The 26,292-nt window shown below is 38.7% G+C and carries 24 protein-coding genes; 15 read left to right on the top strand and 9 right to left on the bottom strand.

The features are described 5' to 3' along the window. Positions 1-188 precede the first annotated feature (188 nt). Together OGI71_RS13430 and OGI71_RS13425 are read left to right on the top strand one after the other, a co-directional pair. Positions 189-989 (top strand): DUF1080 domain-containing protein, encoded by an 801-nt coding sequence (locus OGI71_RS13430; protein ID WP_282255998.1) that lies wholly within the window; start codon positions 189-191, stop codon positions 987-989. A 112-nt stretch (positions 990-1,101) separates the two neighbouring features. Continuing rightward, positions 1,102-1,560 carry a VOC family protein gene (locus tag OGI71_RS13425; protein ID WP_282255997.1) on the top strand — a complete coding sequence of 153 codons (459 nt, stop codon included), beginning with the start codon at positions 1,102-1,104 and terminating at the stop codon, positions 1,558-1,560. A 2-nt stretch (positions 1,561-1,562) separates the two neighbouring features. Here the strand turns inward: OGI71_RS13425 and OGI71_RS13420 are convergent, their stop codons facing one another. Together OGI71_RS13420 and OGI71_RS13415 are read right to left on the bottom strand one after the other, a co-directional pair. Next, positions 1,563-1,886, bottom strand: coding sequence for a helix-turn-helix domain-containing protein (locus OGI71_RS13420; protein WP_282255996.1), 324 nt, complete (start codon positions 1,884-1,886; stop codon positions 1,563-1,565). Positions 1,887-1,957: 71 nt separating this feature from the next. Continuing rightward, a complete protein-coding gene (locus OGI71_RS13415; protein ID WP_282255995.1) occupies positions 1,958-2,407 on the bottom strand; it encodes a hypothetical protein in 450 nt (149 codons plus the stop codon). A 74-nt stretch (positions 2,408-2,481) separates the two neighbouring features. Between OGI71_RS13415 and OGI71_RS13410 the strand changes: the two genes are divergently transcribed. Further along, positions 2,482-2,748, top strand: coding sequence for an anti-sigma factor (locus OGI71_RS13410; RefSeq protein WP_282255994.1), 267 nt, complete (start codon positions 2,482-2,484; stop codon positions 2,746-2,748). Positions 2,749-2,810: 62 nt separating this feature from the next. Here the strand turns inward: OGI71_RS13410 and OGI71_RS13405 are convergent, their stop codons facing one another. Together OGI71_RS13405 and OGI71_RS13400 are read right to left on the bottom strand one after the other, a co-directional pair. Continuing rightward, positions 2,811-3,644: a ferritin-like domain-containing protein gene (locus OGI71_RS13405; RefSeq protein WP_282255993.1), complete on the bottom strand. Its 834-nt coding sequence runs from the start codon at positions 3,642-3,644 to the stop codon at positions 2,811-2,813. Between the two features lie 21 nt (positions 3,645-3,665). Further along, the gene (locus OGI71_RS13400; RefSeq protein ID WP_282255992.1) at positions 3,666-4,388 is read right to left on the bottom strand and encodes a ferritin-like domain-containing protein; all 723 of its coding nucleotides are present in this window, start codon (positions 4,386-4,388) and stop codon (positions 3,666-3,668) included. Between the two features lie 428 nt (positions 4,389-4,816). Here OGI71_RS13400 and OGI71_RS13395 point away from each other — a divergent pair, with 428 nt between their 5' ends. Continuing rightward, positions 4,817-5,146: a hypothetical protein gene (locus OGI71_RS13395; RefSeq protein WP_282255991.1), complete on the top strand. Its 330-nt coding sequence runs from the start codon at positions 4,817-4,819 to the stop codon at positions 5,144-5,146. Positions 5,147-5,409: 263 nt separating this feature from the next. Here the strand turns inward: OGI71_RS13395 and OGI71_RS13390 are convergent, their stop codons facing one another. After that, a complete protein-coding gene (locus OGI71_RS13390; protein ID WP_282255990.1) occupies positions 5,410-6,486 on the bottom strand; it encodes a DKNYY domain-containing protein in 1,077 nt (358 codons plus the stop codon). A 175-nt stretch (positions 6,487-6,661) separates the two neighbouring features. Between OGI71_RS13390 and OGI71_RS13385 the strand changes: the two genes are divergently transcribed. From OGI71_RS13385 to OGI71_RS13375, 3 genes are all read left to right on the top strand, one after another. Beyond that, entirely contained in the window at positions 6,662-7,654 is a 993-nt protein-coding gene (locus OGI71_RS13385) for a phosphotransferase (RefSeq protein ID WP_282255989.1), read from the top strand. A 232-nt stretch (positions 7,655-7,886) separates the two neighbouring features. Beyond that, on the top strand, positions 7,887-8,381 hold the full coding sequence (locus OGI71_RS13380) for a sigma-70 family RNA polymerase sigma factor (protein ID WP_282255988.1): 495 nt from the start codon (positions 7,887-7,889) through the stop codon (positions 8,379-8,381). Then, positions 8,372-9,028: a hypothetical protein gene (locus tag OGI71_RS13375; RefSeq protein WP_282255986.1), complete on the top strand. Its 657-nt coding sequence runs from the start codon at positions 8,372-8,374 to the stop codon at positions 9,026-9,028. Before OGI71_RS13380 ends, OGI71_RS13375 begins: the two co-directional genes overlap by 10 nt. A gap of 120 nt (positions 9,029-9,148) precedes the next feature. On the opposite strand, the gene OGI71_RS13370 is transcribed toward OGI71_RS13375, so the two are convergent. The 3 genes from OGI71_RS13370 to OGI71_RS13360 form a co-directional block, all read right to left on the bottom strand. Continuing rightward, the gene (locus OGI71_RS13370; protein ID WP_282255984.1) at positions 9,149-10,087 is read right to left on the bottom strand and encodes an alpha/beta hydrolase; all 939 of its coding nucleotides are present in this window, start codon (positions 10,085-10,087) and stop codon (positions 9,149-9,151) included. 299 nt (positions 10,088-10,386) lie between these two features. After that, the gene (locus OGI71_RS13365; protein ID WP_282255983.1) at positions 10,387-10,728 is read right to left on the bottom strand and encodes a hypothetical protein; all 342 of its coding nucleotides are present in this window, start codon (positions 10,726-10,728) and stop codon (positions 10,387-10,389) included. Positions 10,729-11,068: 340 nt separating this feature from the next. After that, the gene (locus OGI71_RS13360) at positions 11,069-11,446 is read right to left on the bottom strand and encodes a nuclear transport factor 2 family protein (protein WP_282255982.1); all 378 of its coding nucleotides are present in this window, start codon (positions 11,444-11,446) and stop codon (positions 11,069-11,071) included. 188 nt (positions 11,447-11,634) lie between these two features. On the opposite strand from OGI71_RS13360, the gene OGI71_RS13355 reads away from it, so the two are divergent. The 6 genes from OGI71_RS13355 to OGI71_RS13330 all read left to right on the top strand — a co-directional run bounded on the left by OGI71_RS13355 (position 11,635) and on the right by OGI71_RS13330 (position 22,837). Then, positions 11,635-12,933: a crosslink repair DNA glycosylase YcaQ family protein gene (locus OGI71_RS13355; protein ID WP_282255980.1), complete on the top strand. Its 1,299-nt coding sequence runs from the start codon at positions 11,635-11,637 to the stop codon at positions 12,931-12,933. 223 nt (positions 12,934-13,156) lie between these two features. Then, a complete protein-coding gene (locus OGI71_RS13350) occupies positions 13,157-13,702 on the top strand; it encodes a sigma-70 family RNA polymerase sigma factor (RefSeq protein ID WP_282255978.1) in 546 nt (181 codons plus the stop codon). A gap of 51 nt (positions 13,703-13,753) precedes the next feature. Further along, positions 13,754-14,854 carry a FecR family protein gene (locus OGI71_RS13345; protein ID WP_282255977.1) on the top strand — a complete coding sequence of 367 codons (1,101 nt, stop codon included), beginning with the start codon at positions 13,754-13,756 and terminating at the stop codon, positions 14,852-14,854. Positions 14,855-15,108: 254 nt separating this feature from the next. Further along, positions 15,109-18,471 carry a TonB-dependent receptor gene (locus tag OGI71_RS13340; protein WP_282255976.1) on the top strand — a complete coding sequence of 1,121 codons (3,363 nt, stop codon included), beginning with the start codon at positions 15,109-15,111 and terminating at the stop codon, positions 18,469-18,471. 13 nt (positions 18,472-18,484) lie between these two features. Beyond that, positions 18,485-20,299 (top strand): RagB/SusD family nutrient uptake outer membrane protein, encoded by a 1,815-nt coding sequence (locus OGI71_RS13335; RefSeq protein WP_282255975.1) that lies wholly within the window; start codon positions 18,485-18,487, stop codon positions 20,297-20,299. A 135-nt stretch (positions 20,300-20,434) separates the two neighbouring features. After that, positions 20,435-22,837 carry a PQQ-binding-like beta-propeller repeat protein gene (locus OGI71_RS13330; RefSeq protein WP_282255974.1) on the top strand — a complete coding sequence of 801 codons (2,403 nt, stop codon included), beginning with the start codon at positions 20,435-20,437 and terminating at the stop codon, positions 22,835-22,837. Positions 22,838-23,106: 269 nt separating this feature from the next. On the opposite strand, the gene OGI71_RS13325 is transcribed toward OGI71_RS13330, so the two are convergent. Then, on the bottom strand, positions 23,107-24,528 hold the full coding sequence (locus OGI71_RS13325; RefSeq protein WP_282255973.1) for a PLP-dependent aminotransferase family protein: 1,422 nt from the start codon (positions 24,526-24,528) through the stop codon (positions 23,107-23,109). A gap of 101 nt (positions 24,529-24,629) precedes the next feature. Here OGI71_RS13325 and OGI71_RS13320 point away from each other — a divergent pair, with 101 nt between their 5' ends. Together OGI71_RS13320 and OGI71_RS13315 are read left to right on the top strand one after the other, a co-directional pair. Further along, a complete protein-coding gene (locus OGI71_RS13320) occupies positions 24,630-25,130 on the top strand; it encodes a cupin domain-containing protein (RefSeq protein ID WP_282255972.1) in 501 nt (166 codons plus the stop codon). A gap of 27 nt (positions 25,131-25,157) precedes the next feature. After that, entirely contained in the window at positions 25,158-26,060 is a 903-nt protein-coding gene (locus tag OGI71_RS13315) for a dihydrodipicolinate synthase family protein (protein ID WP_282255971.1), read from the top strand. Positions 26,061-26,292 lie beyond the last annotated feature (232 nt).

The following is a 26,292-nucleotide window of genomic DNA, read 5'->3' as shown; positions in this document are numbered from 1 at the left end:
TTTCCTAGGTCCTAAAAAAAGTGAACCTTCCAAGAAAAGAATCTTTGAAAAGAGGCTATAGGAAAATCTGATTTGAGGTTTGAAAAGATAGAAGTGAACTTAGGTTGTAGAAGATAGGAGCTTTGTTCAATGAAGCTTATTGGAATATATCGTATATTGCTATTCGATTTAAACCAAATAAGTATCAAATGAAAAAATGTATTTATATAATTCTAGCCGCTGCTCTGATGTTTGGTAGCTGTGCAGGAATGAAGGGAAATTCCGATAAGACAGGTTGGAAACCATTATTTGACGGAAAGGATATTAATGATTGGTTTGTCAAAATTCATCACCACGAAGTTGGTGAGAATTACGGGAATACCTTTAGGGTTGAAGATGGAATTATTAAGATCAGGTACGATCAATACGGTGATTTCAATGATCAGTTTGGTCATTTATATTATAAAACACCATTTTCTTATTATCACCTGAAATTTGAATACAGATTTGTGGGTGATCTTCATAAAGGAGCACCTTCATACACATTACGCAATAGTGGTGTCATGTTTCATTCACAAGATCCCCGAACAATGTTGAAAGAGCAAGATTGGCCCATTTCTGTGGAAATGCAGCTTTTGGGTGGTTTAAGTGATGGCCAGCCACGGCCTACAGGTAATATGTGTTCCCCAGGGACTAATGTGGTTTACCAAGGTAAGATCGCTTCTTCACACTGTTTAAATTCGACTTCCAAGACTTATGATGGTGATCAATGGGTTAAAGGTGAATTGATTGTATTAGGTGATTCACTGATCAAACATATTATTAACGGTGATACCGTTCTTGAATACGCAAAACCGCAGATCGGAGGGGGGACAGCAAATGGGTATGATCCCAAAATTAAGATTGATGGTAAATTGTTGAGTAGTGGATTTATCGCCTTGCAGAGTGAAGGGCAACCGGTAGATTTTAAAAATATCTGGATCAAAGAACTCCCCCGACCAAGCAAGTAAAGATTGCTATGTTTTATTGTTTCTTTTCATATACTACATATACTAACAATTTTGTAAGCCCTTTTATTGCTATCTATTGATGGGTACCTTTGGAAATATAAAACTTAGAAACATGGATTTAAGAAATAATATCATCGGTTTTCATCATATATCTATTAAAGCTAAAGACTTTGAGCATACTGTAGATTTTTATAAGAATTTTGGCTTCGAAATAGTACATAGCTGGTCTTTACCGGATTTCAATTTAGAAAAATGTGTGATGCTTCATAATAGAGCTATCAATTATTATTTAGAGATATGTGATGAAAATGGAGCTATACCTACACAGGGCAGAAAAAGAAAACCGGATGACGAATACATTGAGAATGCTTTGCTTCATATATGTTTCGTTGTAAAAGATGCGGATACGGCAAGAAAACAAGCTCTTGAATATGGAGCCAAAGACCTAAGTCAAGGCTTGTTTGAGTTGGATTTATCAAATGGTACCAAAACTGTTTCTGTGAGAAATAGTTTGGTATACAGTCCTAATGGGGAAGTGATAGAGTTTCTGGAAAAAATAGATTTTGGTTAATCTTAATCATGAAATGCAGAAAGATCGATTAAAATTTTCTCGAGTTTCAGGCCTTTATTTGTCAATGTATACATCGACGAAACTTTACTCTTATTCTTTAAGATCAATCCATCATCCACTAATTCATTCAATTGTTTAGAAAGCGTCCGGTCGCTTATTTCAGGCAGAAGGAGTTTGAACTCCGAATAGCTTGTCTTAGTTTTAAGCAATTTGAATAAAATGGAAAGCTTCCACCGCCCACTAATTAATGATAGTGTTTTAAAAGCACTGCAATATTGTTGTAGTGCTTTTTCATTGATGGCATTAGTCGAATTTTCTTTACGCATATGTATTATAGCTTGAAAGAGTACAGTTTTTTTTATTTTTACTCCACAGTGCTTTGATCATCATTCTCTTATTAAACATCATTTATTTTACTTTTTTGTACAGAAATGGAAATCTTGTAGTTTCCTTTTAAATCTTGTGCCCTGCGTTCTGTAGTGGGATAGGGAGCAACATTTTGTAATTCAATGGTATATCCGCTGAAATTAGTAGATTTCTGATAACCTCTTGTTTGCATATCCGTGGTAGCGAGATTCAAAATGACAGGTTTGGCCGCTTTTCTCGTTATTTCAATTTCGGCAACAGCAACCCCAGCCCATATACAATCAACCCCTTCAGGGCAACGGCTTTCTTCTACAATACGGTTGAACTTAATCTGCAACGGATACTCTTTCAATAGTTTTTGTTGTCCCTCAAATAGATCTATGCCTTCTGACTCTTTTCCATATGCGTTAACATTCTTTTGGGAAGTACAACTTACTAGGCTATAGATACCTAAACTCAAAATAAGAACTTTATGTAGCATAATTTTTCCTTTATTACATTCAATAATAAAACTTTGTGTAATTATTATCCAAAACTAAGCCAGATCTCCATGCTTTGTTATTTTGGGATCAGCTCTCGAAAGCAGTTTACCTAAATATCGAGCAAATGCCTATCGCGCCAAAAGGTAAGCAATATCAATTATGGGCGATGGTTGATGGTCAGCCGGTGAATGCTGGCGTATTTCCATTGGATGTAAAAGTAGATGGTACAAGCAAAATGCTAGACATTCCCAAAGCGCAAGCTTTTGCTATTACACTCGAGGATGAGGGCAGCAAAGACGTACCTACGCTTAGTGAACTTTGTGTCATGGGTGGTATCTAAAAAAATGCCCTGATTCGATAAACAAACCAGGACATGCTAAACAGATAAACTACGTTTTTTTGTTATGCTTTAATAAATAAACCTGCGATATTAAGTACAGCTTCTGCAGAAAGAGGTTCATCAAAAGACTGGGTAGCCGCATTTGTTGATATTTTTCCCATAGCGCCAGAGAGGCCTGTGATGTCCACTCCAGCTTGTGTAATATTGTTTTCACCAGCATATATAGGGTCTACAACTGCACCGATGCCGGAGTCGTTGCTTCCTGTGATCCATGGTTTTTGATCAGCTGCGCCACCGCCGCGGGCACGTCGCATCTGACGGATGTGGGAAGCATGTCTCGCTTCTACCGAATGGATCTGTAAAGCTGCTGTAAGTACAACCCGATTACCAAGGAGTATTCCGGCCTGTCCTTTGTATGCTCGTACTCCAGTATCTTCAAAAGCTTGTGCGATAGCTAAAAAGGTGTCGTAATTGCTAAAGACATTACCAAAGGTACCACCAGCGGTAAAATCAAATGTAGGCTTGGAAACAGCTTTATTGCCAAGTACCTGTTTGAGGAAATTGACATGAGCAACTTCATGGTCGCGGATTGTGGTGATGGCACCAAGTGGCCTACCCGATGGAATAAGACCAGCTTTGGCAACACCCATCGTATAGTATTCTGCTTCGAGATATTCCAAGGTCAAGGCATAGTTAAGCACACCATTGACATCAGTGGGTGCAGTGGCACCATAAGCCTTTTTAAAGAGCTCACTAATAAAAAAAGGGAGTGCCGCTAATGTTACTTTTTTGCTCATAGAAGCCAGGTTTTTAATAGCTTCGCGACGTGGACTGATGCGATCACTAAATTCAGGATCTACAGCATTTATTTGTTCAAAAACGTTTAAGAGATTCATGATAATCAGATTTTAAGTGAATTAATAGGTGGGTAGATCCTTTACATCTATTTTTGATTTGATAAATGGTGCCGCAGCGCTCAAAACTACGCTAGGGCTCTTGGCTAGGTCAAGCCCATTTGAATCGACAACTTCTTGGTTAGCAAAACTACCATTGTCTATCATATCCCGCACCCAGGCAGCATGCCTGGCCTCAACCGATACGATTTTACCTGCTAAAAGGAGATAGTTCGGATCTTTAATCAACCAACCGGCACCGTTATAAGCTGAAACACCAAGATCTTCAAATGTTTTGGCGGTGGCTAAGACGGATGCTCGACTGCTAAAATTAATACCTGACAAATTGAATTCAAGACTAGATATCGCTTTCGCTCCCAAAGCCACTTTAAAAAACTCGCGATGGGCAATCTCGTGGTCACGGATATCTGTAAAGAAAGCTTTTTCCATATCGGAAATACCAGAATAAGGATTATTGACTAACTGGATGTAAAACGCAGCTTCAAGCTGTTCAAGTGCGTATGCATAGTTTAAGATGGCAATATCCCCACTACCGAAGTACATGCCTTTACCACCATTATCCATATCGTCATCACGGTCTTTTTTACAACTTGCCACCCCAAGAATGGCGAGTGAGGCGGCACCGGCACCTGCAAATTTCAGAAAATCTCTACGTCCGAGATCTCTCTTTTCAAATTCACTATCGGAGGTCAATAGTGGCTCATTGTGTGGTGTTATCTTTTTCATAACAAAAGTCTTTTAGTTTATAATTTTTCTGTACTTATAAGCATTTACGACTTTTTGGATTGCTTGGATTGCGGAGATTCATTTTTTTTTAAATTTGTACTGAAAAATTGAATTAAAGATTACCACCATCGCTTTTCATATTAGAATGGATGTTGTCATCCTACCTATTTCAAATGCCAAGATATTCAAATGCATTTCAGTTAAAAAACCAATTGGCAATATAAAATTGCGTTTTTCCACCTATTAGACCAAAATTTATCCCAACGAGCAACCCCGATTCACCTAGATTTGATTCGTAACTAACTTATAAACCAAATTTCAAGAAGGGAACTGGTAGCTAATTTCAACTGATAAACGAATCAATCAGGTGTGATTAATGATCTGGACCAATGGATAATTTTACGAACCGATAAAACAAATAGACCATTATGTTGACCGAAATAAATGCCTATATGCATCTAAAAAAATATATTAGCTTTAATGAGCTTGCTGATCTTGATATGAGTATTTTCTATTTTAAGAAAAGACCATTCGTTGTTATGGATTTATTTAATGAAAAGATCTATTTTAACGAGTGTGGATTAGAATGGCTGCGCACGGAAAAGCAAGTGGAATTGTCTGTTCAATGGATTCGAAGTAAATATCTTCCAACAAAAAATTGGGTCGGACTGGCCGTAGATAGCAAAAAAGATGCTTTAATTAAGCAACTGATCGATGAGTTTTATTTGGCCACATACAATATGTTACTTCGGAATTAGTGGAGACTTTTCAAATATAGATGCTGCAACAGTTTAGCTTTAAGTAACTTGTGCTGGAGGGACATTATACTTTCTTTGATACCTTTGCAAATTAGAAACAAGTATTTGATCTTTCTAAAGAACACAATTTAAAGCTTGTATTACAAGGTCATATGCATCTGTACGAATAAATTAAGGTGAAAGGAGTACAATTTACTACTGCTGGTGCTGTGTCGGGTAACTTATATCTCCTCCAGCGAGCTCCTTTCGGAGGAGATATTTATTTACACTTTATTTCCTGTCAAAGCGCTGAATTTATTACCTCGTTTGTCTTTATAAAAATCACCGTCTTTTTTAAAGCTTGCTGCATCTACACCTTCTAGCCGTTGTTTTCGATAATATACATTTTTAGTGTCTTTTCCGAAATCACGACCGATGGGTATAAATGTCTTTACATCCGCATCAGGAACTAGTTCCTGATTATAGTATATATGGTTCTTGTCTTTTGAATAAGGGTTGTCTTCATATATTCCACCTTTTTCATCCACGGGAAATAACTGAAAGGAGGTGGCATCAACATCTGTGTATTTAAAATCTTTGCCTCGGAATAGGATGGTTTTATTGTTCACACAAATTATATCCTGATCAAGCATGCGAATGGTATGTATGGAATCAAATGATTTCGTTATGGCAGTAGAGCCCTGCTGAAAAGGGGGATAGCATATTGTATTTGCGATTCTCATATAATACTTGTTTATGGCTTCAACATTTCCGGTGTTAGGCATGACTGATCTAAAGTTTCCGATATTAGGCGAAACATAAACAGAATCTTTATCCTTCAGAAAAAAGTCATTGACGAATGCAAAAGTTTCCCGATCGGCCTGTATCATATCATTAGAGTAGAAGTAATGGTCTTTGTCCCGAGCCCAGTTGATATGATTGCTTATTATTTCATACGTTTTTGGATCTGCTCCTTCAATGATATTAAAGCCCAAGACGTGATCAATATAATATACGTGAAAACGATCTTTAGGAACTTGATTGTCGACATAAAAGGAATTCTTGTCTACCAGTTTCTGTGTCATATTACGAAAGTAAACCGAGTCTTTGTCTTTGCCTATATCTTCTGCCAAAACCTCAAACGATTTTGCATCAGCCTGCATTTGCAATACGCCCAAGCTAAACCAATTCCCATTCTGACAATAGACTACCTGTCCTTTGGAATCGATAAAATAGGAACTCGATTTTTGCTTATCAGCCAGTTCGCCAATATCCTTACATGAGGTACAAAAACTGAGTAAAATACAAGCCAGGAAAAAAAAGTATTTTTTCACTTGCCTGTTTCGTAGAATCGATGCCATCTTCTTTATAGTGTTCTTTTATATAAATTTACGCTGTGGAATTTTAAAAAGGGGAATTTTCTTGTAAAATTATAGATAACCAAAACTAATATTAGAGCTATGAGTGCTTTGGAATATTTGGTTTTGGAATGGATGTGTATTTGTAATCTGCTAAATATTCAGATATCTTTATGAAATGAAATCCGTTTTTCCTGCTACTTATTCGACACTATGTCCAACTGCATTATCTTCGCTGATTTCAGAGAAATATAGACTTGAAAATGTTCAATGTAAATTTCTGCTTCGCGGGGTAGGGGATACCTATCTCATAGAAGCTTCTGAAGCCAAATTTATATTGCGGGTTTATCGTTCATCGCATCGAAGTTTACCGCAGATAAGGGAGGAAGTGAAATTGTTGCAAGCTTTAGAGCAGGCAAAGGTCTCTGTATCCTATCCGATCACTGATGTTTTTGGAGAAGCAATACAGAAACTCGAAGCAGTAGAGGGGGAGCGTTATGCGGTGTTGTTCAGTTTTGCACGAGGTCGGGTCGTCCAGTTATTGAGTGAAAATCAGCTCCGTGTTTTGGGAAGCGAAATGGCACGTTTTCACAATATCGCATCCACAATTAGTTTGGGAGAAGCAAGATGGAGTTTTGATCTTGAAACAACAGTTTTTAAACCTCTGGAAAAACTAAGGTCCATATTTAAGGAAAACGTCGAAGGACATAGCTGGCTTTGTGAAATGGCTCATCGTGTTGAACAAAAATTGTCGCAAATTGATATAGAGAGGTTTTCAAAGGGCTATTGCCATTTTGATTTTCTGCCCAAAAATTTTCATTTCGAGAATGATTCGGTGACTTTCTTTGATTTTGATTTCATGGGTTCCGGTTGGCTGGTGAATGATATCATGACCTTTTGGCAACATCTCATCTTAGATGTATACACCGGAAGGATGACACAGCAGGCTGCTAATGAATCATATCGTATTTTTATAGATGGTTATCGTCTCAATCGCCCTATCAGAGATGAGGAATTAGCTGCAGTACCCTATCTTTCATTGGGATTTTGGCTTTTCTATATGGGATTCCATACTACCCACGATCAATTCACTGCATTTAGCCAACCCCCGCATTTAAATTTTTACACAGCCTTTTTAAAACATATCGTGGATAATTATTGGGACAAGTGATAGTTTTCACTGCGAAATAATCACACCCAAGATACTTTTTTTGTACAGAGCTCTCAAAAGATCGTTTGTGGATAACAGCAATAAGAATCCTTTAAACACAATGAGTTGCGGTACAATGTATCCGATATTTAAAGAATACGATCAGCATGATTTTTTTACTTGTGCTGTAATGTTTTTAATTTTTTAGAGACTAACAAACAAGTAAAACAAAATAAAACATCCTCAGAAAAGTATGGATATTGAAAGAGACTTTATAAGGTTGATAGCTTCCAATCAGACGATCGTACATCGTATATGCTGCATGTATGTAGACAATAAAGCCGATCGGGAAGATTTATTTCAAGAAATCGTATTACAGGCTTGGAAATCATTCAAAAGCTTTAGAGGTGATGCCAAATTTCAAACTTGGCTATATAGAGTGGGATTGAATACGGCTATTACATATATCAAGCGGGATCGCCGGCACAATCTCGCAGAATTACAGTTTGATCAAGAAAGCTACTGCGAAATTATTTACAGCGAGGATGAGGAAATTTTGCTTATGTATCAGGCAATAAGTAAGTTGAATAAGGTGGAGAAAGCCTTGGTAGCACTCTATCTTGAAGACTATAGTTACAATGATATCGCTGAGACTATGGGTATGACGCCCAATCATGTAGCCGTAAAAATATCGAGAATCAAAACAAAATTGAAGGAACTAAGTAAACAACTATCACCATGGAACTAGATCAACTGAAATATAAAATGCAAAAAAATAGTATTGATGGCCAATCGACAGTGATTAACTTACCTGAAAATACTATTGAAAAAATAACAACACAAAAATCAGCAAGCTTGCTTGATCTGATCGATCGGAACTCAGGGAAGAATATGCAGTATCGCTCAATGCTTGTCATCCTTGCTATTGGTATTGTTCTGTATTACTATGACAGCGCTTTCTGGGGCTACTATTTTGTTCTTGGCTCATTGGTTGAATCGGCGATGATTTATGTAACCTACAAATTACGAAAAAATATTCTTCAGAGTTATGAGGAAGACTTACCCTTAATTGATCGCTTCAAGAATATACAACAGCTTATCTCAGCTTATTTGAGGTTCAATAGATTGACAGGAATAGTGCTGTATTTCATACTGATCATGGCACTCTCTTTAAAGAATATTCATTCCTTTAATCTTGCTTCAATATTCGACGCTGTGGTCCTTTTTAGGTTTGTTCTCTATGGGCTAATTTTCTATTTCGTGCATCACTACTTTTTTAAAAAATTTGCCAAACCTCATCAAGATATGGTGGTGGATCTAAAATATTATATAGCTGAATTGGAAGAGCTACCTGTCGAAGATCTGAATGAAAGGCAAGTGAATGATATAAACTAGGTAGTGCAATTAAGATGGTCAATTCAATAAGCGCCCCTGGGCTATATAAAGTTTCTGAAACAGAGCGTTCTCAGGTTCATTTTAGTATTTCATGAATTTTACTTTTTAGTGCATCCTCTTTTATCTCGTTTTTTCGTTTAGATTTTTGATCCAGTTTAGGGCTATTTTAATAGGGGCTGAAGAGTCCGAAGCTGTTAGAAAGTGTCCCATTTCTGGAAATAGACAATATTCAAATGGTTTTCCTTCAATTTTAAGTAAATTGAGATGGTCAATTGATAAGCCGACAGGAATTTGCACATCCTGTCCACCAAAAAGCCAGAGTCCAGGTGTATCTGTGCTGCTAAGGGATACCTGCGGATCGGTTGTAATAAATTTATATTTATCGGGCGCGTTTCGGATATGATCTCTGACCTCTTGCTCGGTGTGATCCGTCCAGAAATTTGCCTTTCCTTCAGTAAAAAATTGAAAACGGAGCTGTTCTAATGTAGGAACTACCGCCCCACTAAAAATGACCGTAAAATCCACCTTGTTTGATTTAATTGATGCCAAAGGGATAATCCAGCCAGCCTGGCTGAACCCCAGGAGACCAGTATATGTTAATTTTTGCCCAAAATAATTTTTGAGAGTTAAAACTGCTGCGTTAGCATCCTCTGCTAGAAGATTGAGGTTTGCGGAGTCAATATTATTCGTGCCAACTTCGGGACCCGCATATTCCCCTCCTGACTCACCCACGCCTCTCTTATCATAAGTTAGAACAGATATTCCTTTTTTTGCCAACTGCGCTGCAAACTCACTATATCTAAGTTCTTGTCCAGATCCATGAACCAGAACAATTCCAATTTTCGAATTTAAAGCATTGAAAATTGTCCCTGACAATTCAATTCCTTTACTTTTAAATTTTATATCTTTTACTGTGTATGCTGTAGTTTGAGCGATTATGTTGGTTGTAGTAAGTAATAGAAAAAGTAAGAGTAAAATTACGCTTATATGTAATCTCTCTTTCGCATAGTGAGCTAATGATTTACGATAAGAATAAGCTATACGTAAGTGTTTTTTCATTGGGGATCTATCTTTAAAGTTATGTTGCTTAAATGTTAATGGTGCACTATTATTTTCTGCATCTAACTTAGTTAATTCCAATTTCTTATCTTGGTGTTATTTAGGTGAAGTGCTTGTTTTAATCGGTAAAAGTACCAATACATCGGTGAAGAATTTAATGAATTTTTTCTGGGTTTGATTGGATACTGAATTTTCACGCCTCGGAACTATTGATTTATGGCACAAAAATACTTTAGAAGTAACTTATGAAAATGATTTTTTAACTCTACTTTGGTTAGTCTTTGGAGTATATAACTGGCCTACATGTCCTCCAGTTCTTCTTTTGAATAACCGCCGGTACAATCCATACAAGCGTCCGCATAAGCACTATATTCATCATGGGCTGCACCTATTTTTCCAAAGAGTGTGATGATGCGGTCTATTCTTATGCGAAGTCCATTTTTCATCACTATAAAACAACCTTTATTTTTTTCTTCTGTTATTTCGATAATGGATCCCTGCGCTTCGCCGAGTTTCTTGTCCTCTTCAAAGTAGAATATTTTTCCACTGTTTTTGTTGTTGATTTGCTCTTTAATAATCTCATGGTATTCCCAAGCTACTGGAAGATATGTGTTCTCTCTACCTGTGATTTTAGTTTTCATATGTAAATCTTGCGTTAATATTTACCTTCTGCGATCGGTGTTAGTTTCCATTAAGTTAGGTGAAAAATCTATTGATGCGGTATCATGTGATTATTTGCAGGAAATTTTTAACAATAGATCTCTGTTCAATATAATTTCGAAAATTAAGAAAAGTTCCTTTATTCGGAAAATACCAACGAAAAACTTTTAGCGTTAGATATCAAAGTAGACTTCCGGTGTATACACGTGTAAGTGAACTACATGAATAGCGATAACTTGCTTGCCAAATAACTTTCTTATTTGTTGCAGAAATGTACAATAGCGTAATGAAAAACCGCCATGCAAGCGACTCATCACATCCTTATTCAGGCAATTGCATGAAACTTGCACCAATGACTTTTAATTTGTCATCAACATATTTCCAAACCCTGAAATACCGGAATTTTCCTTCCAATGGTGCTCCCATTACTTTGCCTTTTGCCGTCATCGTAACGATGGAAAGCGCGGTATCTCCAGTTATTCTGATATCATCAATTTCTGTTGAAGCCTCTTCAATAATCATTGCTTTTGTTCTATGCGCATTTAAGTCCATTTCTTTGGTTAGCATTTGTCCCGTTGGTGCAACTGCAATGAGATTATCAAACAACAGCTGGTCCAGAGCATCCACATTGCTTGCCAACTGGGCCAAGAAAAGCTGATTTTCTGCATCCGCAACATCTTCTTTAGTAACTTTACTCATAATTGATTATATAATTAATAACATTATTTACTTTAAAAATAACAAAAAAAACCACACGACTACTGGGCATACTTTATTTCGTAAATTTGATTGAATCATAAAAAGTTTATTGATCGCTTCCATTGGATCATAAAAATACATAGCGGTTATCCTGATTAATATCGATATTAGCCCTCTTTAAAGACTAAATGAATGCTGGAGAGCATGTAGAAGTAGAAACCTATCTTTCGGTAAGAGAAATAAAAGAAATGCAGCAAAAATTGACCATAAAGCAGTTAAAAAATATCACATTAGAAAGCCAGGGCTTACTTCGCAGATCAGCGTTCGGAAATGGGAAAAAGGCCGTACTCAAAGGACTGGAACATCTTGGTTATTTGCAAATAGATACATTGTCAATTGTTGAAAGGGCACATCATCATACGCTTTGGACAAGAATCCCTGATTACAAGGTGAGCTACCTCGAAGAGCTGGTAAAGGAGCATCACGTATTTGAATATTGGTTTCACGCTGCGTCTTATCTTCCGATGAAGGATTTCCGTTTTGTTTTGCCGCAAATGTTGGAAGTAAAACAAAATGAATCACATTACTACAATGCGGACCCTAAAGTGATGCAGTATGTCATAGATACTATTCGGGCTGAAGGTCCCAAAAGGGCGAGAGACTTTGAAAATGAAACTAAAAAAATGGGAAGCTGGTGGAATTGGAAACCTACAAAAATTGCATTGGAACGGCTTTTCCTGCAGGGGGATTTAATGATTTCTGAACGCGATGGAATGCAAAAGACGTATGATATCGCAGAAAGAGTGCTGCCAAACAATATCGACCTGACAAAACCAAGTTCACTTGAATTTGCGGAGTATTTAGTAAAAACTTATTTAAAAGCATATGGATGGACTACTGTCAAACAGATTACTCATCTTAAAGCAGGCGAAGCAATCAGGAACAATGTAAATGAAGTTTTGAATGCTCTGATAGAAGATGATATAGTAGAGAAAGTTACTATTGAAGGCTATCCGTCAGTTTATGTTCTACGCGATTTAGTAGACAGAAGAATAGCTAAGACTCATGGGGAAATTAGTTTGCTATCACCGTTTGACAATGCTATTATTCATCGTGACCGTGTTCAACAGTTTTTTGGCTTCGATTATCGACTTGAATGTTACACGTCAAAGGAGAAAAGACAATACGGATATTTTTGCTTACCTATCTTATTTGGCAACACATTTATAGGTAGAGTAGATTGCAAAGCGCATCGAAAAAATAAACAACTTGAACTGATTCATCTGCATATAGAAAAACAATCTATAGATTTCGAATTGTGGGGAGAGCCTTTTGTGGAAATAATAAAAAAATTCGCCACTTTTAACGGGTGTGAATCCATAAAATTAACACAGGTAAGTCCCTTGAATAATTCGTTAGTCATATTTCTGAACAATATTTTTTACCAATATGAAGCGACTTCTGTCCCAATAATGGCACGTTTCTAGTTTTTTATATGGCATAACTGTAGAATTTGGAAAACTTACACGTGATCAGAAATGGGGTCTTATAAGCTAACTCGATATTAACCTAATTTAAATACTCTATTTTTAAAATTTATTATTTTGTACCTTGCAGGATGTACAATTTAATGTTATATTAACATCACAATTATAACTTTGTAAAAATCCTCTGGAAATCTGATATAGCGTACATAATAATCAATGTGTCATGAGAGATCTGTCTGATAAAGAATTGTTTGATATTGTGAGAGAAGGCAATACACAGGCATTTTCAGTGTTATTTGATCGCTATGCGGATATTTTATTAAGTTTTATATTAAAGCGGATTGGTTCTATTACAGATGCGGAAGATATCCTTCAGGAGGTTTTTACATCTTTATGGAACAGACGCTATAAAATAGAAATCGACGAATCTATTTATCCCTATCTTTTCAAAGCTGCTAAATACGAGGTCATTGACTGGATGGCCAGGGATCAAAAGCGGATTTCATATTTCGAGCGACTTGTGCTTCCACTAACCAACGAACCAGTTGGCGCAAGTAACAGCGATGAGAAATTGATGGTTAAAGAACTATCCTTTTTGCTGGATAATGAAGTCGCTAAGATGCCTTCCACAATGCAGTCCGCATTCAATCTCAGTCGTGTAGAAGGCCTGAGCATCAAAGAAATCGCATTTCGACTATCAATATCCGAACAGACCGTGAAGAATAATATCTCTCTGGCTTTAAGTCGCTTAAAACTAAAAGCGAAATAAAAATCATTTTTTTTCGGTACTTGTACAGCTTATCTGAGGTTATATTAATATATGACAGAAGATAATCAAAGAGAGCAAGCTCAAAAATTACTAAAGAAATATCTCAGGGGCGAATGCAATCCAGATGAAGAGCGGATTGTGACCAAATGGTTCTTTTCAATTGATGAGGAACTAACACTGCCAAAGGATGAAAGAGAGGTGTTGTTAGGTCGATCCAAAGATGTTTTGATGCACAAATTTGAAGGGGAGATGGATAAGATGAAACCTAACAAAAATGTGTTTACCTGGAAACGGATTGCCATTGCTGCTTCAATTCTCTTTGCGTTAACTATTACTGTTTTATTCTTGCAACAAGGACAAACGAGCCCTGCTCCACAGCTTGCGGCCATTACTCCGGATACAACCGGACAGTATAAAAATGATATTCTGCCTGGTGAGCGTTATGCGAGACTTTCCAATGAGCATGGGGAAGCACATTCTTTGGGAAAGGAAGATCAGGTTGAAAACATGAAGTATGCTGAACTTAAGGGGAATCTGAAATTAGAAGTACCAGCAGCGGGCACCTATAGTATTGTGTTGAACGATGGTACCCAGGTATGGTTAAACGCTGCTTCAACATTACAGTACCCAGATCAATTTGAAGGGGATGAACGCCGAGTAAAATTGATTGGAGAAGCTTTTTTTCAAGTAGCCAAAGATGCCAAAAAACCTTTTCGGATCGAAGTTGAAAACGCTGTTATCGAGGTACTCGGTACGAGTTTTAATGTAAATGCCTACCATAAAGAAATCAATACCTCATTGGTAGAAGGTAAGGTGAAAATTATGAGTCAAGGGGACGAAGCCTATCTTCTCCCAGGAAATGAAGCCATCATTAGTACGGATAAAATACGCATACAGCCAGCAGACATACAAAAAAATACAGCTTGGCAACGGGGGGAGTTTTCACTTGAGGGTAGCAGCTTTTCGGAAATTATTAGTCAAATTTCTAGGTGGTACAATGTGGATTTTATTAATGCGGAGGATATCACCGTAAGCAATAGGTTTAATGGAACGCTTAGCCGGGAATCCAGACTTTCCGAGGTGTTGAACATTCTGTCGTTTGCGACAAATCGAAAGTTTGAAATAGATGGACGGCATATAATCATTCGTTAGTACAGTTAAATTTTTCACCAATTAAAATTTATAAGATATGATATAACCAGACGAATTAACCAAAAGGTTCTATACAATAGAAAAGGGGATGTTGACGCATCCCCTGTTGTAAAAGGCCAAATTTATCGAAGTACGAATTCTATAGATTATTAAACCCTTAACAATTCAAAGTTATGAAATTTTTTTCTCCATTAATAGCATGGGGGGACCGGAGAAGTCATTCTTATACCCTAAGCATTAAAGTCATTTTGACTATGAAGTTGATTTGTGTACTGTTGCTGGCATTTACGGTAGGTGTTAGAGCATCTGGATATGCGCAACAAGTAAATCTGTCCTTGAAGAATGCCAAAATTGAAACTGTCCTTAAAGAGATTTCCAACCAGACCAAGTTGCGTCTGTTTTACGACGAAAGGCTATTTGAAAATGCCTCACGTGTAGATATTTCTGTGGCAGGATCTGATGTAAGGGCTGCATTGGCAAAGACATTGCGTGGTCGCAATTTGATCTTTGATATCATGGGAAGTACGATCGTCATTAAAGAAAAAAAACAGACTGATCGTGAAGTGTCAGGAGCTGTGAAAGATGCTTCCGGACCAATGGCAGGAGTGACGGTGACTGTACTGGGGGTAGCTGGAATATCAACAAAAACCGATAAGGATGGACGTTACAGCATACGGATTCCAGAGAAAGCAATCCTTTTGTTTCGCTTTGTGGGCTATAAAGATGTTGAAATCAATGTCTCAGACAAGAACAGAGCGGACGTATTAATGGAAACTGCAGAGTCTCATCTCGACGAGGTCATCGTTGTTGGCTATGGTACGCAGAAAAAGATCAATCTTTCGGGAGCTGTAGATCAGATCGGTGAAAAGTTTTTGGAAAGTAGACCGATTACAAATGTGGGGACGGCATTGCAGGGCGCTATGGCTAATCTTAATATTACACCGACCTCTGGAAGAGCCAATAGCTCGCCAGGGATCAATGTGCGAGGGTATACATCACTGTCAGGTGGTGGGCCACTTATTGTTATTGATGGGATTCCAGCAACTAACGAGGAGCTCAATCGTATGAATCCAATGGACATTGCTAGTGTTACTGTATTGAAAGATGCAGCCTCAGCAGCGATCTATGGTAGTCGCGCTGCTTTCGGGGTTGTACTGGTTACGACTAAATCGGGTACAACGAAGGAAATTAAGGTCACGGCCAACTCAATCTTTGCGGCAAAAGCAATAACACGTACAGTAGAGATAGAGGATGATCCGTATCAGGTAATGAAATACAGGAATATCATGTCAGCACCATGGTACAATCTTTACGATGAGAAAATGCTCGAATATGGTAAACAGCTGAGTGAAAATCCTTCATTGCCACGTGTGATCGTCGATCCACAAAATCCAAATGCTTATATCTATTTGGGATCTACGGATTGGTTTAAGGAAGTCTATAAAAATATACAACCCTCATATACCAACAATATCAGCATCGCGCAAAAGAATGAACGCTCTTCATTTTACCTTTCTGGTGAATACTACAGACAAAATGGTATGCTGCGGATCAGTCCCGATACCTATGACCGTTATAATTTCAGGGCAAAAGGTGATTACAAAATCACGGACTGGTTTACTTTATCAAATAATACAACCTTTACAAATGATAAGTATGATCAGCCCTCAGCAATTGATCAGGGTTACCTTTACTGGCATAATGTTAACCGCCAACCTTCGCTAAATACCGTCCGAAATCCGGATGGTTCCTATACCGAGGCTGGGGTAAATATGATCGGAGCTGTAGCCGAAGGGGGCCGCAGTATCAGTCGCATCAACGATTTTCAAACTAGTTTTGGTGCGAAAATCGACTTCATCAAAAATGTTTGGACCTTAAATGGGGACGCGACCTTTAGAAGGGTTTCAGGAAAATCACACTTCTTTCAGTTGCCGCTTGCCTACAGTACAGGGCCAAATGTGATGAACAGGCAAAATTTCAATAGCTATGCCTCCAATGGAAGTAATGAAACACGCTATAATGTGTACAATATTTATTCACAATATCAGCGGACACTCAATGATCACTATTTTTCGGTGATGCTGGGCTTCAATCAGGAAGAAAGGATATACGAGTCATTTTCGGCATCCCGGGATCAGTTGATTTCCAATTCGCTGCCGACAATAGGTCTTGCCACCGGCCAAACACCTTCTGTTGGTGCTTTTGATTATGCCTGGTCAGTAAGAGGGGCTTTTGCTAGATTAAACTATACGTATAAAGATCGATATATCCTGGAATCTAACCTCCGCTATGATGGCTCCTCAAGATTTCCTAAAAAAGATCGTTTTGCATTCAATCCTTCGGTATCAGCAGCCTGGGTAGTTTCGCAGGAAAACTTTTTTCAGCCGCTAAAGGAAACTGTATCTAATTTTAAACTGCGGGGATCGTACGGCTCATTGGCAAACCAGGATTTGAGGGACAACTATTATCCATACATTGCCAATATGTCTAAAGGCAGTGGTGCCATTTTGGACGGTAAGGTCGTGCCCATTGTGGGTAGTCCGGGCTTAGTGTCATCGACCCTGACCTGGGAAACCATTACCCAGTCCAATTTTGGGGTGGATATCGGCTTATTTAAAAATCAGTTTTTCGGTTCATTTGATATCTATCGTCGTGATACCAAAGATATGTTGACAGCAGGTAGGACGCTGCCAATCGTGCTTGGTACGGGGGTTCCTCTTGAAAATGCGGCGAACCTAAAAACCAACGGTTGGGAATTAACACTTGGATATAATAAAGAGTTTATGGTGGCCAGCAAACCGTTTTCATTCTCCGCAAGGGTTAATTTAGCAGACAGTAGAGCTTATATTACAAAATACAATAATCCTAAAAATAACTTAAGCGATTATTATGTCGGACAGGAATTGGGAGAGATGTGGGGGCTAACCACATTGGGTTTTTTCCAATCTCAGGAAGAGATCAAGGCGCACGCCAATCAAAATGATGTCACTTCTTATCCCGGTACAAGGGGATTGGAACCTGGCGACCTCAAGTTTGCTGATATCAACGGTGACGGCAAAATAAACCGGGGGGATTGGACCTTGGATAATCATGGGGATTACAAGATTATCGCTAATTCCAGACAGCGTTACAGTTACGGTATAGATCTGAATTCAAGCTGGAACGGAATTGATTTGCGTGTGTTCCTGCAAGGTGTCGGAAAAAGAAATTATTATCCCCCAGGTGGTGACCACTATTTTTGGGGTATATATGCGCAGCCCTGGGCGAGCCTAACTAAGTTTAACTTGGACCATTGGACGCCTGAAAATCCAAATGCGTATTTGCCAAGACCGAAATCCTATGTGGCCGAGCAGAGTGGTATTGAACTAGCCGCGACACAGACCAAATATCTGCAGAATGCAGGTTATTTAAGGGTAAAAAATGTGACCGTGGGTTACACGCTTCCTAAGTTGATGACAGATAGATGGGGGATAGACCGATTGCGTCTGTTCATCAGCGGTGAAAACCTCTTTGAGTTTACCAAACTCATGGATTATCTCGATCCTGAAATTGTTGGCGATCGGACGGCATATCCTTTCCAAAGGACCTACTCTTTTGGGTTAAACTTTAATTTCTAAAATGACTATTATCATGCAAAATATAAAAAGACAAATTATCAAGATTGGAGCGTTGCTGGGGGCCTTGTTCCTGATCATGAGCTGTAACGATGATTTCATGGATAGGTATCCCACCACATCGGTTACACCGGAAGTGTTTTTTAGCAATGTAAACGATCTTAAAACTTATACCGATGGTTTCTACGGTAGTTTGAGTGCGCCGATAGCGGATCTTGGGACAGATAATCTGGCACATTACAATTCTGGAAGTACGATTGATGAGATCATGCGTGGTGGCGTGAGCGCGCAGAATGCAGCAGTATGGAGTTGGTCCGCATTGAGAAATATTAATTTCTTTCTTGAAAATGCTGGGCGTGTGAAGGGGGCTAGTGCCGCCGATGTGAACCATTACATCGGTATTGCAAAGTTCTTTCGTGCACGGTTTTATATCGATAAGGTCAACCAGTACAGTGATGTTCCTTGGTATAGTCAGACAATGGGAACATCAGATATTGAACTATTGCACAAAAAACAAGACAGCCGGTCGCTTGTTGTGGATTCAATTATGGCTGATCTCGAATTTGCCGCTGCCAATATCAAACCCGATGGGCACAAGTCGACAGTTACGAAATGGGGAGCCTTGGCACAATTAGCGCAGTTCGCCTTGCAAGAAGGAACTTTCCGTAAATATCACTCTTATTTGAATCTGAGCGGATCGGCCAATACTTTTCTGCAAAGAGCGGTTTCTGCTACTGAGGATATTATGAAGTCAAATAAGTTTTCAATCAGTAATGCTGGTGGTGTTAACCGTGCTTATCGGGATCTATTTATAAGTCTTAACCTGCAGGCGAATCCTGAGACTATCCTATTTATTGATTACGATAAGGATTTAGGAAGAAGACGTAATGCACATACGGTATTGGACTATGAATGGGCACTGAGCCAAACGCTGATGGAAAGTTATCTGATGAAAGATGGAAAACGTTTTACAGAACAGGCAGGTTATAAAACAAAGAATATTGACCAAGTATTCGTTGACCGCGATCCGCGTCTTGAGCAGACCTTTATGAAACCCGGATTTAAGCCAATCAATGTTCCAACGCCACATCGCCTGAAACCGACATTAGGTGGCTACAATCAGATCAAGTTTTACCCCGAAATAACCGAAATGATCGCCTGGGAATCAGCCTATACTGATGCTTTTGTATTCCGGTACGCCGAAATCCTGTTAATCTTTGCGGAAGCCAAAGCCGAGCTGGGAATTTTAACGAGCCAGGCTGATCTCGACAAATCGATCAACCTCTTGCGAACACGTGTGGGTATGCCGGCCATGCAACTGGGGGAAGCTAATGCCAATATTGATCCCATATTGAAAGCTTACTACTCAAATGTGAAAGGTGGCAATGTTGGACTTATCCTCGAGATCCGCAGAGAAAGACGTGTCGAACTGGCTTGTGAAGGCCAACGTTACAGAGATGTCTTTCGGTGGGAAATTGGCGAGCGTCTGGCCGATCAACAACAAGGGATGTATGTAAAGGCATTAGGCCCGATGGATGTAACCGGAGATGGTAAAATTGATATTGCGATACTCGAATCTGCAAAGGATACCGGTCCGATTAAAGACTTGACAGAAGAGGAAAAGAAGAACATTTCCCTGTATTATTTAAAAGATGCCAATGGTAATAATACTTCAATTTATCTTGAAAATGGAAACAATGGACATATAATGTTCACTGTAGCCAGAGATAAGAAGAAGACATTTGAAAAACCGAAGTATTACTATTATCCGGTTGCTAATAGTCAGATGGTTCTGGATGGTAGTAAGTTGGTACAGACAAACTTTTGGTAAGGAGTTGGTTTTATGTTAGATAATGTGCTAAAAGACTAAATTAAAAGAGTTGTTTTTTACAAATTTTAAGGTTAAAGATAGGGTACTTCCAATCGATGGATGGCACCCTATCTTTATTTACAATTAGAGTTTTATATGAAATGTTCTACACATAAATTTATACTATCACTGCTACTACTATGTAGTAATGCAATTTACGCTCAATATAAGGGGCATGTCTTTTTGGATCTTGATAAGAACAAAAAGATGGAAAGCGCTGAAAAAGGAATGAAAGATATTGTATTATCCGATGGTTACCAGGTTGTAAAAACTGCTGAAGATGGAAGCTTTAACCTAAAAAAGAATGATAAAGCCAGATTTCTCTTTGTGCGTGTTCCAGCTGGTTATAAAGCAAGTGGAACTCATTATATTAAGATTGATCCAAAGCTAGAAAATTATGATTTCGGTTTAATCCAAGATGAAAAGCAAGAGGCGGATAAGCTTCGGTTTATTCAGATTACCGATACCGAAACCCCTCTATATGGGGAATGGATAGACAATATTCGTAAGTTTTCGCAGCAACAAAATGCTACACTGATTATGCATACGGGCGACATCTGCTACGAGCCAGGGATGCAGTTTCATGCCCGACAGGTAAATACGGAACTGATGGGTGTTCCGACCTATTATACAGTAGGCAATCATGACCTTGTCAAAGGTGAGTATGGTGAAAAACTATTTGAGGATTTATTTGGACCGGTCTACTATTCATTTGAGGCAGGACCAGCACACTTTGTGGTTACGCCCATGCCTGGCGGTGATTATGCGCCCAGTTATAGTCAGGATCAAGTAATCGCTTGGTTGAAAAAAGATCTCGCTCTAAAAGCAAAAGATAAACCGCTTATTTTTATTAATCACGACCTGCTTGTCGGAAAAGATTTCGTGATGAGAGGCAAAGCAGATTCTATCGATTTGAAGCAGTATAATCTAAAAGCATACCTGTATGGCCATTGGCACAATAATTATAGTTTCGGCAGCAGAGATGGAATTGCGGTTATATCCACAAATGCTCCTAATAAAGGCGGAATAGATAATTCTGTAGCTCAATTCCTGGTTATTGATGTGGATAAAAGTGGGGTCAGCAAAATAACACCAAAGTATCCTTATCTGTCGGACCACATAGCGTTAATTTACCCACAAAGCAAGCAAATGCAAATTTCAAACAGAAAAGAAATAGAAATTAGCGCAAGTGTGTATCATACGGAAAAGAATGTTATTTCGGTATATGCAACACTATTAAATAAATTGGGAAATGCAATAAAAACGGCTAAATTGAAACCCGTCAGCGACTGGAACTGGCGTGGAAATTTTACAGTTCCGCGCCTTACCGATCAGCAGCATGATATTATGCTGGAAGTAAATTATGGTGATAGCACACAGGTGTTGAAGAAATTTGCTTGGCATAATGAACCTACTTCTACAGCTTTTCTTCAATTGGCTTGGTCAAAAAATATTGGAGCGAATATTTGGAAGAGTTCACCACTGGTACAGGGACAACGGATCTATGTTGCCAGTATTGATGACGCTATTGGTGGTAAAAGCAAAATCCAGGCATTAACAAGGCAATCAGGAGCAATTCTTTGGAGCTTTGAAACGCAAAATTCTGTTAAACAGAAATTGGCCTATAGCAATGGCTTGGTATTGGCAACAGATATGGGTGGTACGGTGTATGCAATTGATGAAAAAGATGGTAAACTTATTTGGAAAAAGGATCTCAGTGGGGGGCGGCTTCCAGGATACGTAAGTGCTGGAGTTGTTCGCGATGGTATTTATTATACTGGCGCAGGTAATTATCTATCAGCAATAAAAGTCGAAGATGGGAAAACAATATGGCAGAATAGTGACTGGAATGGTGGTGAAGGTATGCCTGGAGAACTACTGATCACCAATGGCTATCTAATTACAGGTGCAAATTGGAATGCTTTATTTGTTCACGATAGCAAGACAGGAAAACTCCTATGGAAGAAAAATGAAGATGGTTTGCGATTTAGAACTGGAGGGGTCAGTGCAGATGAAAATTCGCTTTATGTAGCCGGACTGAACAATCTTTTTAGATTGGATCAAAAGAAAGGAACTGTGTTAACTAAAAGCCAAACTGATGATGATTTTAAGATTATGGCCTCACCCTTGTTAACACAGGAATTGGTGATTATGCCCACAGCGACTAATGGGATAAAAGCATTTGATCGTAATGCATTAACCGAAAAATGGAGTTTCCAGACTGAGGAGGCCCTTATATACAGCTCTGCTTACTCAAGTCCTGATCTTCATAAGAAAGTTGCAACTGTCGAATCCAGTGTCCGCTATGCGGCTGGAAAGTTGTTTTTTGGCGGATCAGATGGTTATCTATATGTGTTGAATTTAGATGGAACTTTGGTGCAAAAGGTTAATCTGGGCACACCGATATTAGCCGAAGTCTCCATTCATGAGAATGAAGTCTATGTTGCGGATTTTGCGGGTAATGTCTATTGTTTTAATATAACGACAACAAAAAAATAAATTATTTTGAATATAAACCACAATTAGACTAAGGTGGAATAGTTTAATAATATTATCAAAATTAGCTGGGCAACTAACCTTTATATTGCCCAGCTTAATAGAGAACTTAAAATTTCCAGTTCTCCAACTTCTTTTTATTTGTAAAAAATTAGAATATCCACGCAGAAAATCAGAGTGGCGTGCTGGGGCGCGATAGCAGTATGTAAATAACCCTGTATTTCCGAGGGAGTTGCTGATGATGCGTCAATCTCATTCAAAATTTTATTAACTCAAAACAGGTCCGCCAAGGCACTGATAAAATCCTCTAATTCCTGATCAGACAGCGATGCGTACCCCAATCTCATACCATTGAATATTTTGTCAAAGCTGTAACTCTCCGGACTGATCATGCTGAAACCTTTCATGTTGAGTTTTTCCAAAATCAACACCCAGTCGACCTGCTTTTTAGGCACAATCCAATACGCTAGCCCACCCTCTGGGCTGCTATAAGATACTTTATTTCCAAGGTGTTTTTTTAGTAATGCTTCAGTAATATCTCTTTTTGTCTTATAATAATTTGTTGCTTTTTTTATATGACGTTTTATGGTACCATCCTTGATCAATTGTAAAACGGCCTGTTCCATAATACTGTCTCCCTGCACATCGATAATCTTGCGCAAGCGGCCCACTTTCTTGATCAAAGTATAGTCATTACTAGCTATATAACCGATACGCAATGCCGGTGCAACTACCTTGCTCATGGTGCCAATATAAACGTAGTTTTTAAGCTCCATAAAACTTGACAGTGGAAGAGTAGGACGATAACCAAAATGAAATTCATTATCATAATCATCTTCAATGATGGTAATTCCATATTTATTGGAAAGCTTGATAAGTTCCAGTCTTCTTTTTAGACTCAATGTGACTGTAGTTGGGTATTGACGGTGCGGAGTCACATAAATAGCTTTTATGTTTTTGTGCAATTTCAAATACGTCATTACATCCTCAATTATTAGACCTTCGTTATCCACCTTTGCTGGTAGCAACTTAGCTCCGCTTTGGTCAAAAGCCTCCCAAGCTGGTTTATATCCAGGATTTTCAATGATTACGTAATCTCCTTTCGAAAGCAGACATTGAGCAGCGAGATACATGGCCATTTGGCTCCCCCGTGTGATGCAAATATGCTGTTCATTCACCCGCATTCCCCGTTGATGATTGAGCATCTGAACCACAGCTTTTCTAAATTCTAGATTCCCAAATTCGCTGCTGTACCCCATTAATTGCCACTTCGCTTTTTGGTTGAAAATTTGACGGTATGCCCGAGCTAATTCATTAACAGGTGCAATTTTACTGTCCGGGTATCCGTCATCAATTTGTAGTAGAGTAGATCCGCTTGAGGTATCATTTATTGATGCAGCAATCGGTGTTGCGGTTTGAGCTTCCTTAAAATCGGGCAAGGTCGAAGCAACGAAAGTGCCTTGCCGCTCTCTGGAAACGAGCCAACCTTCTATCAATAGTACACTCAATGCTTCTACTATGGTATTTCTATTGACTTTCAGTCGCTGCGCCAGATTTCTGCTGCCCGGCAGAGCATCACCCGCCTTTAATCGGCCGGAATGTATGTCGTTTATGATTGCATCGGCGATCTGCAGATAAATGGCCTTATCTGATTGTTCATCTAATTGTATTTGAAATTCCCACTCTCGTAACATCTGGACTATTTATTTTTATAAAATCTGTATCACAATGCTAGTCCAAAGTTAGCATATTTTTGTTATGCAATAATGCAATGAACATTAAAATTTTTAAAGTTATGTCGAAATTAGAAGCATCAACAGAAGTGAAAAAATCAATTCACCCTGAACAAAAACAATTTAGTTCTAAAGATTTTCACCAAACCTTCGCAAGGCCTACCTATGTAAAACCTTCGCATGTTATTCATAAGAATGTTGAAAACGCTGGAGTACACAATCAGTTTTCAGCGGAAAGAAAGCATCCCGTTTTCTTCGTGGACTTACCGAGCAAAAATGTTAGTTTGACGATCGGAGGACTATTGCCCGGACAAAAAACACATTTACATCGTCATACCTATGAGACTGTCCTGTATGTGATCGAGGGCAAAGGTTGGACCAAAGTGGAGGACGAAATTGTAGAATGGGAAGCCGGCGATGCCGTTTATATTCCGTCCTGGGCTTGGCATCAACACCAAAATACCAGTGATACCAAAAGTGCAAAATACATCGCTTGTGAAAATGCACCACAACTGCAAAACCTAGGTGTTGCCTTGCGCGAAGAAGAAGGAAGAGATTTTTAGTTCAGCATACATTAAAATAGAAAGCATATGAATCATGTACCATTTAAAGGGATAATCGCTTATCCTGTTACGCCATTCGACGACAATGAGGTCGTGGATATCCCTTTGTTTAAAAAGCAGGTTGAACGTTTAGTTGCTGCGGGTTCACATGGGATTGCGCCATTAGGGAGTACAGGTGTGCTACCATATTTGAATGACGCAGAGAAGGAAGCAATAGCTGAAGCCACCATGAAGCAGGTATCAGGGCGTGTCCCTACGTTAGTCGGTGTTTCCAATCTGACTACGGAAAAGACCATTTACCATGCACAGTTTGCGGAAAAAGCTGGCGCCACTGCCGTAATGATTATACCAATGAGTTATTGGAAATTGACTGATGATGAAATTGTAAAGCATTATGATGCCGTGGCATCCAAAATTTCTATTCCAATAATGGCATACAATAATCCTGCAACAGGTGGTGTGGATATGTCGCCAACATTGTTGAGACGCCTGCTCGAAATCCCCAATGTGACCATGATCAAGGAGAGTACAGGAGATATTCAGCGTATGCACTATTTAAGGAAAGAATTGGGTGAAGAAGTGGCCTTTTTCAATGGTTCCAATCCATTGGCGTTAGCAGCTTTTACGGCCGGAGCAACAGGTTGGTGTACTGCGGCTCCCAACCTCATTCCCGAACTGAATATAGCATTGTACGAAGCTATTCAAGTAAATAATCTAGAAAAGGCGAGAAGGCTCTTCTATCAGCAGGTTGATCTGCTCAAATTTATTGTAGCTAAAGGATTGCCACGCTCTATTAAGGCCGGATTAGATATTCTGGGTATAGGTGGGGGCGGTTTTAAGAGCCCTTTGGGACCGCTTAGTGATCATGAGATCGCAACATTAGAAACTATACTCACTGCGTTAAAAAGCGAAGAATACCACTATCAATAGAACAGAAAGCCGGGTTAACGAAAATGTGTGACATTTTGACTTTAGCGGGGCTATTGATGATTTGAAATAATAATTTTTAAAGCCCGAAACGCGAAAATTATTCGGGCTTTATAAACTGATCTCGTTATAATTTTTTGAAGTAAGAAAAATATGAATCTGGATGAAAAATCGAAATCTAGCGAAACGGATACTGTACGATTAGATTGTGTATTCGTTTCAATAACCTTGAATG

The sequence above is a fragment of the Sphingobacterium sp. ML3W genome (assembly GCF_029542085.1).
GTDB lineage: Bacteria > Bacteroidota > Bacteroidia > Sphingobacteriales > Sphingobacteriaceae > Sphingobacterium.
This window is presented reverse-complemented; position numbering and strand designations above follow the sequence as displayed.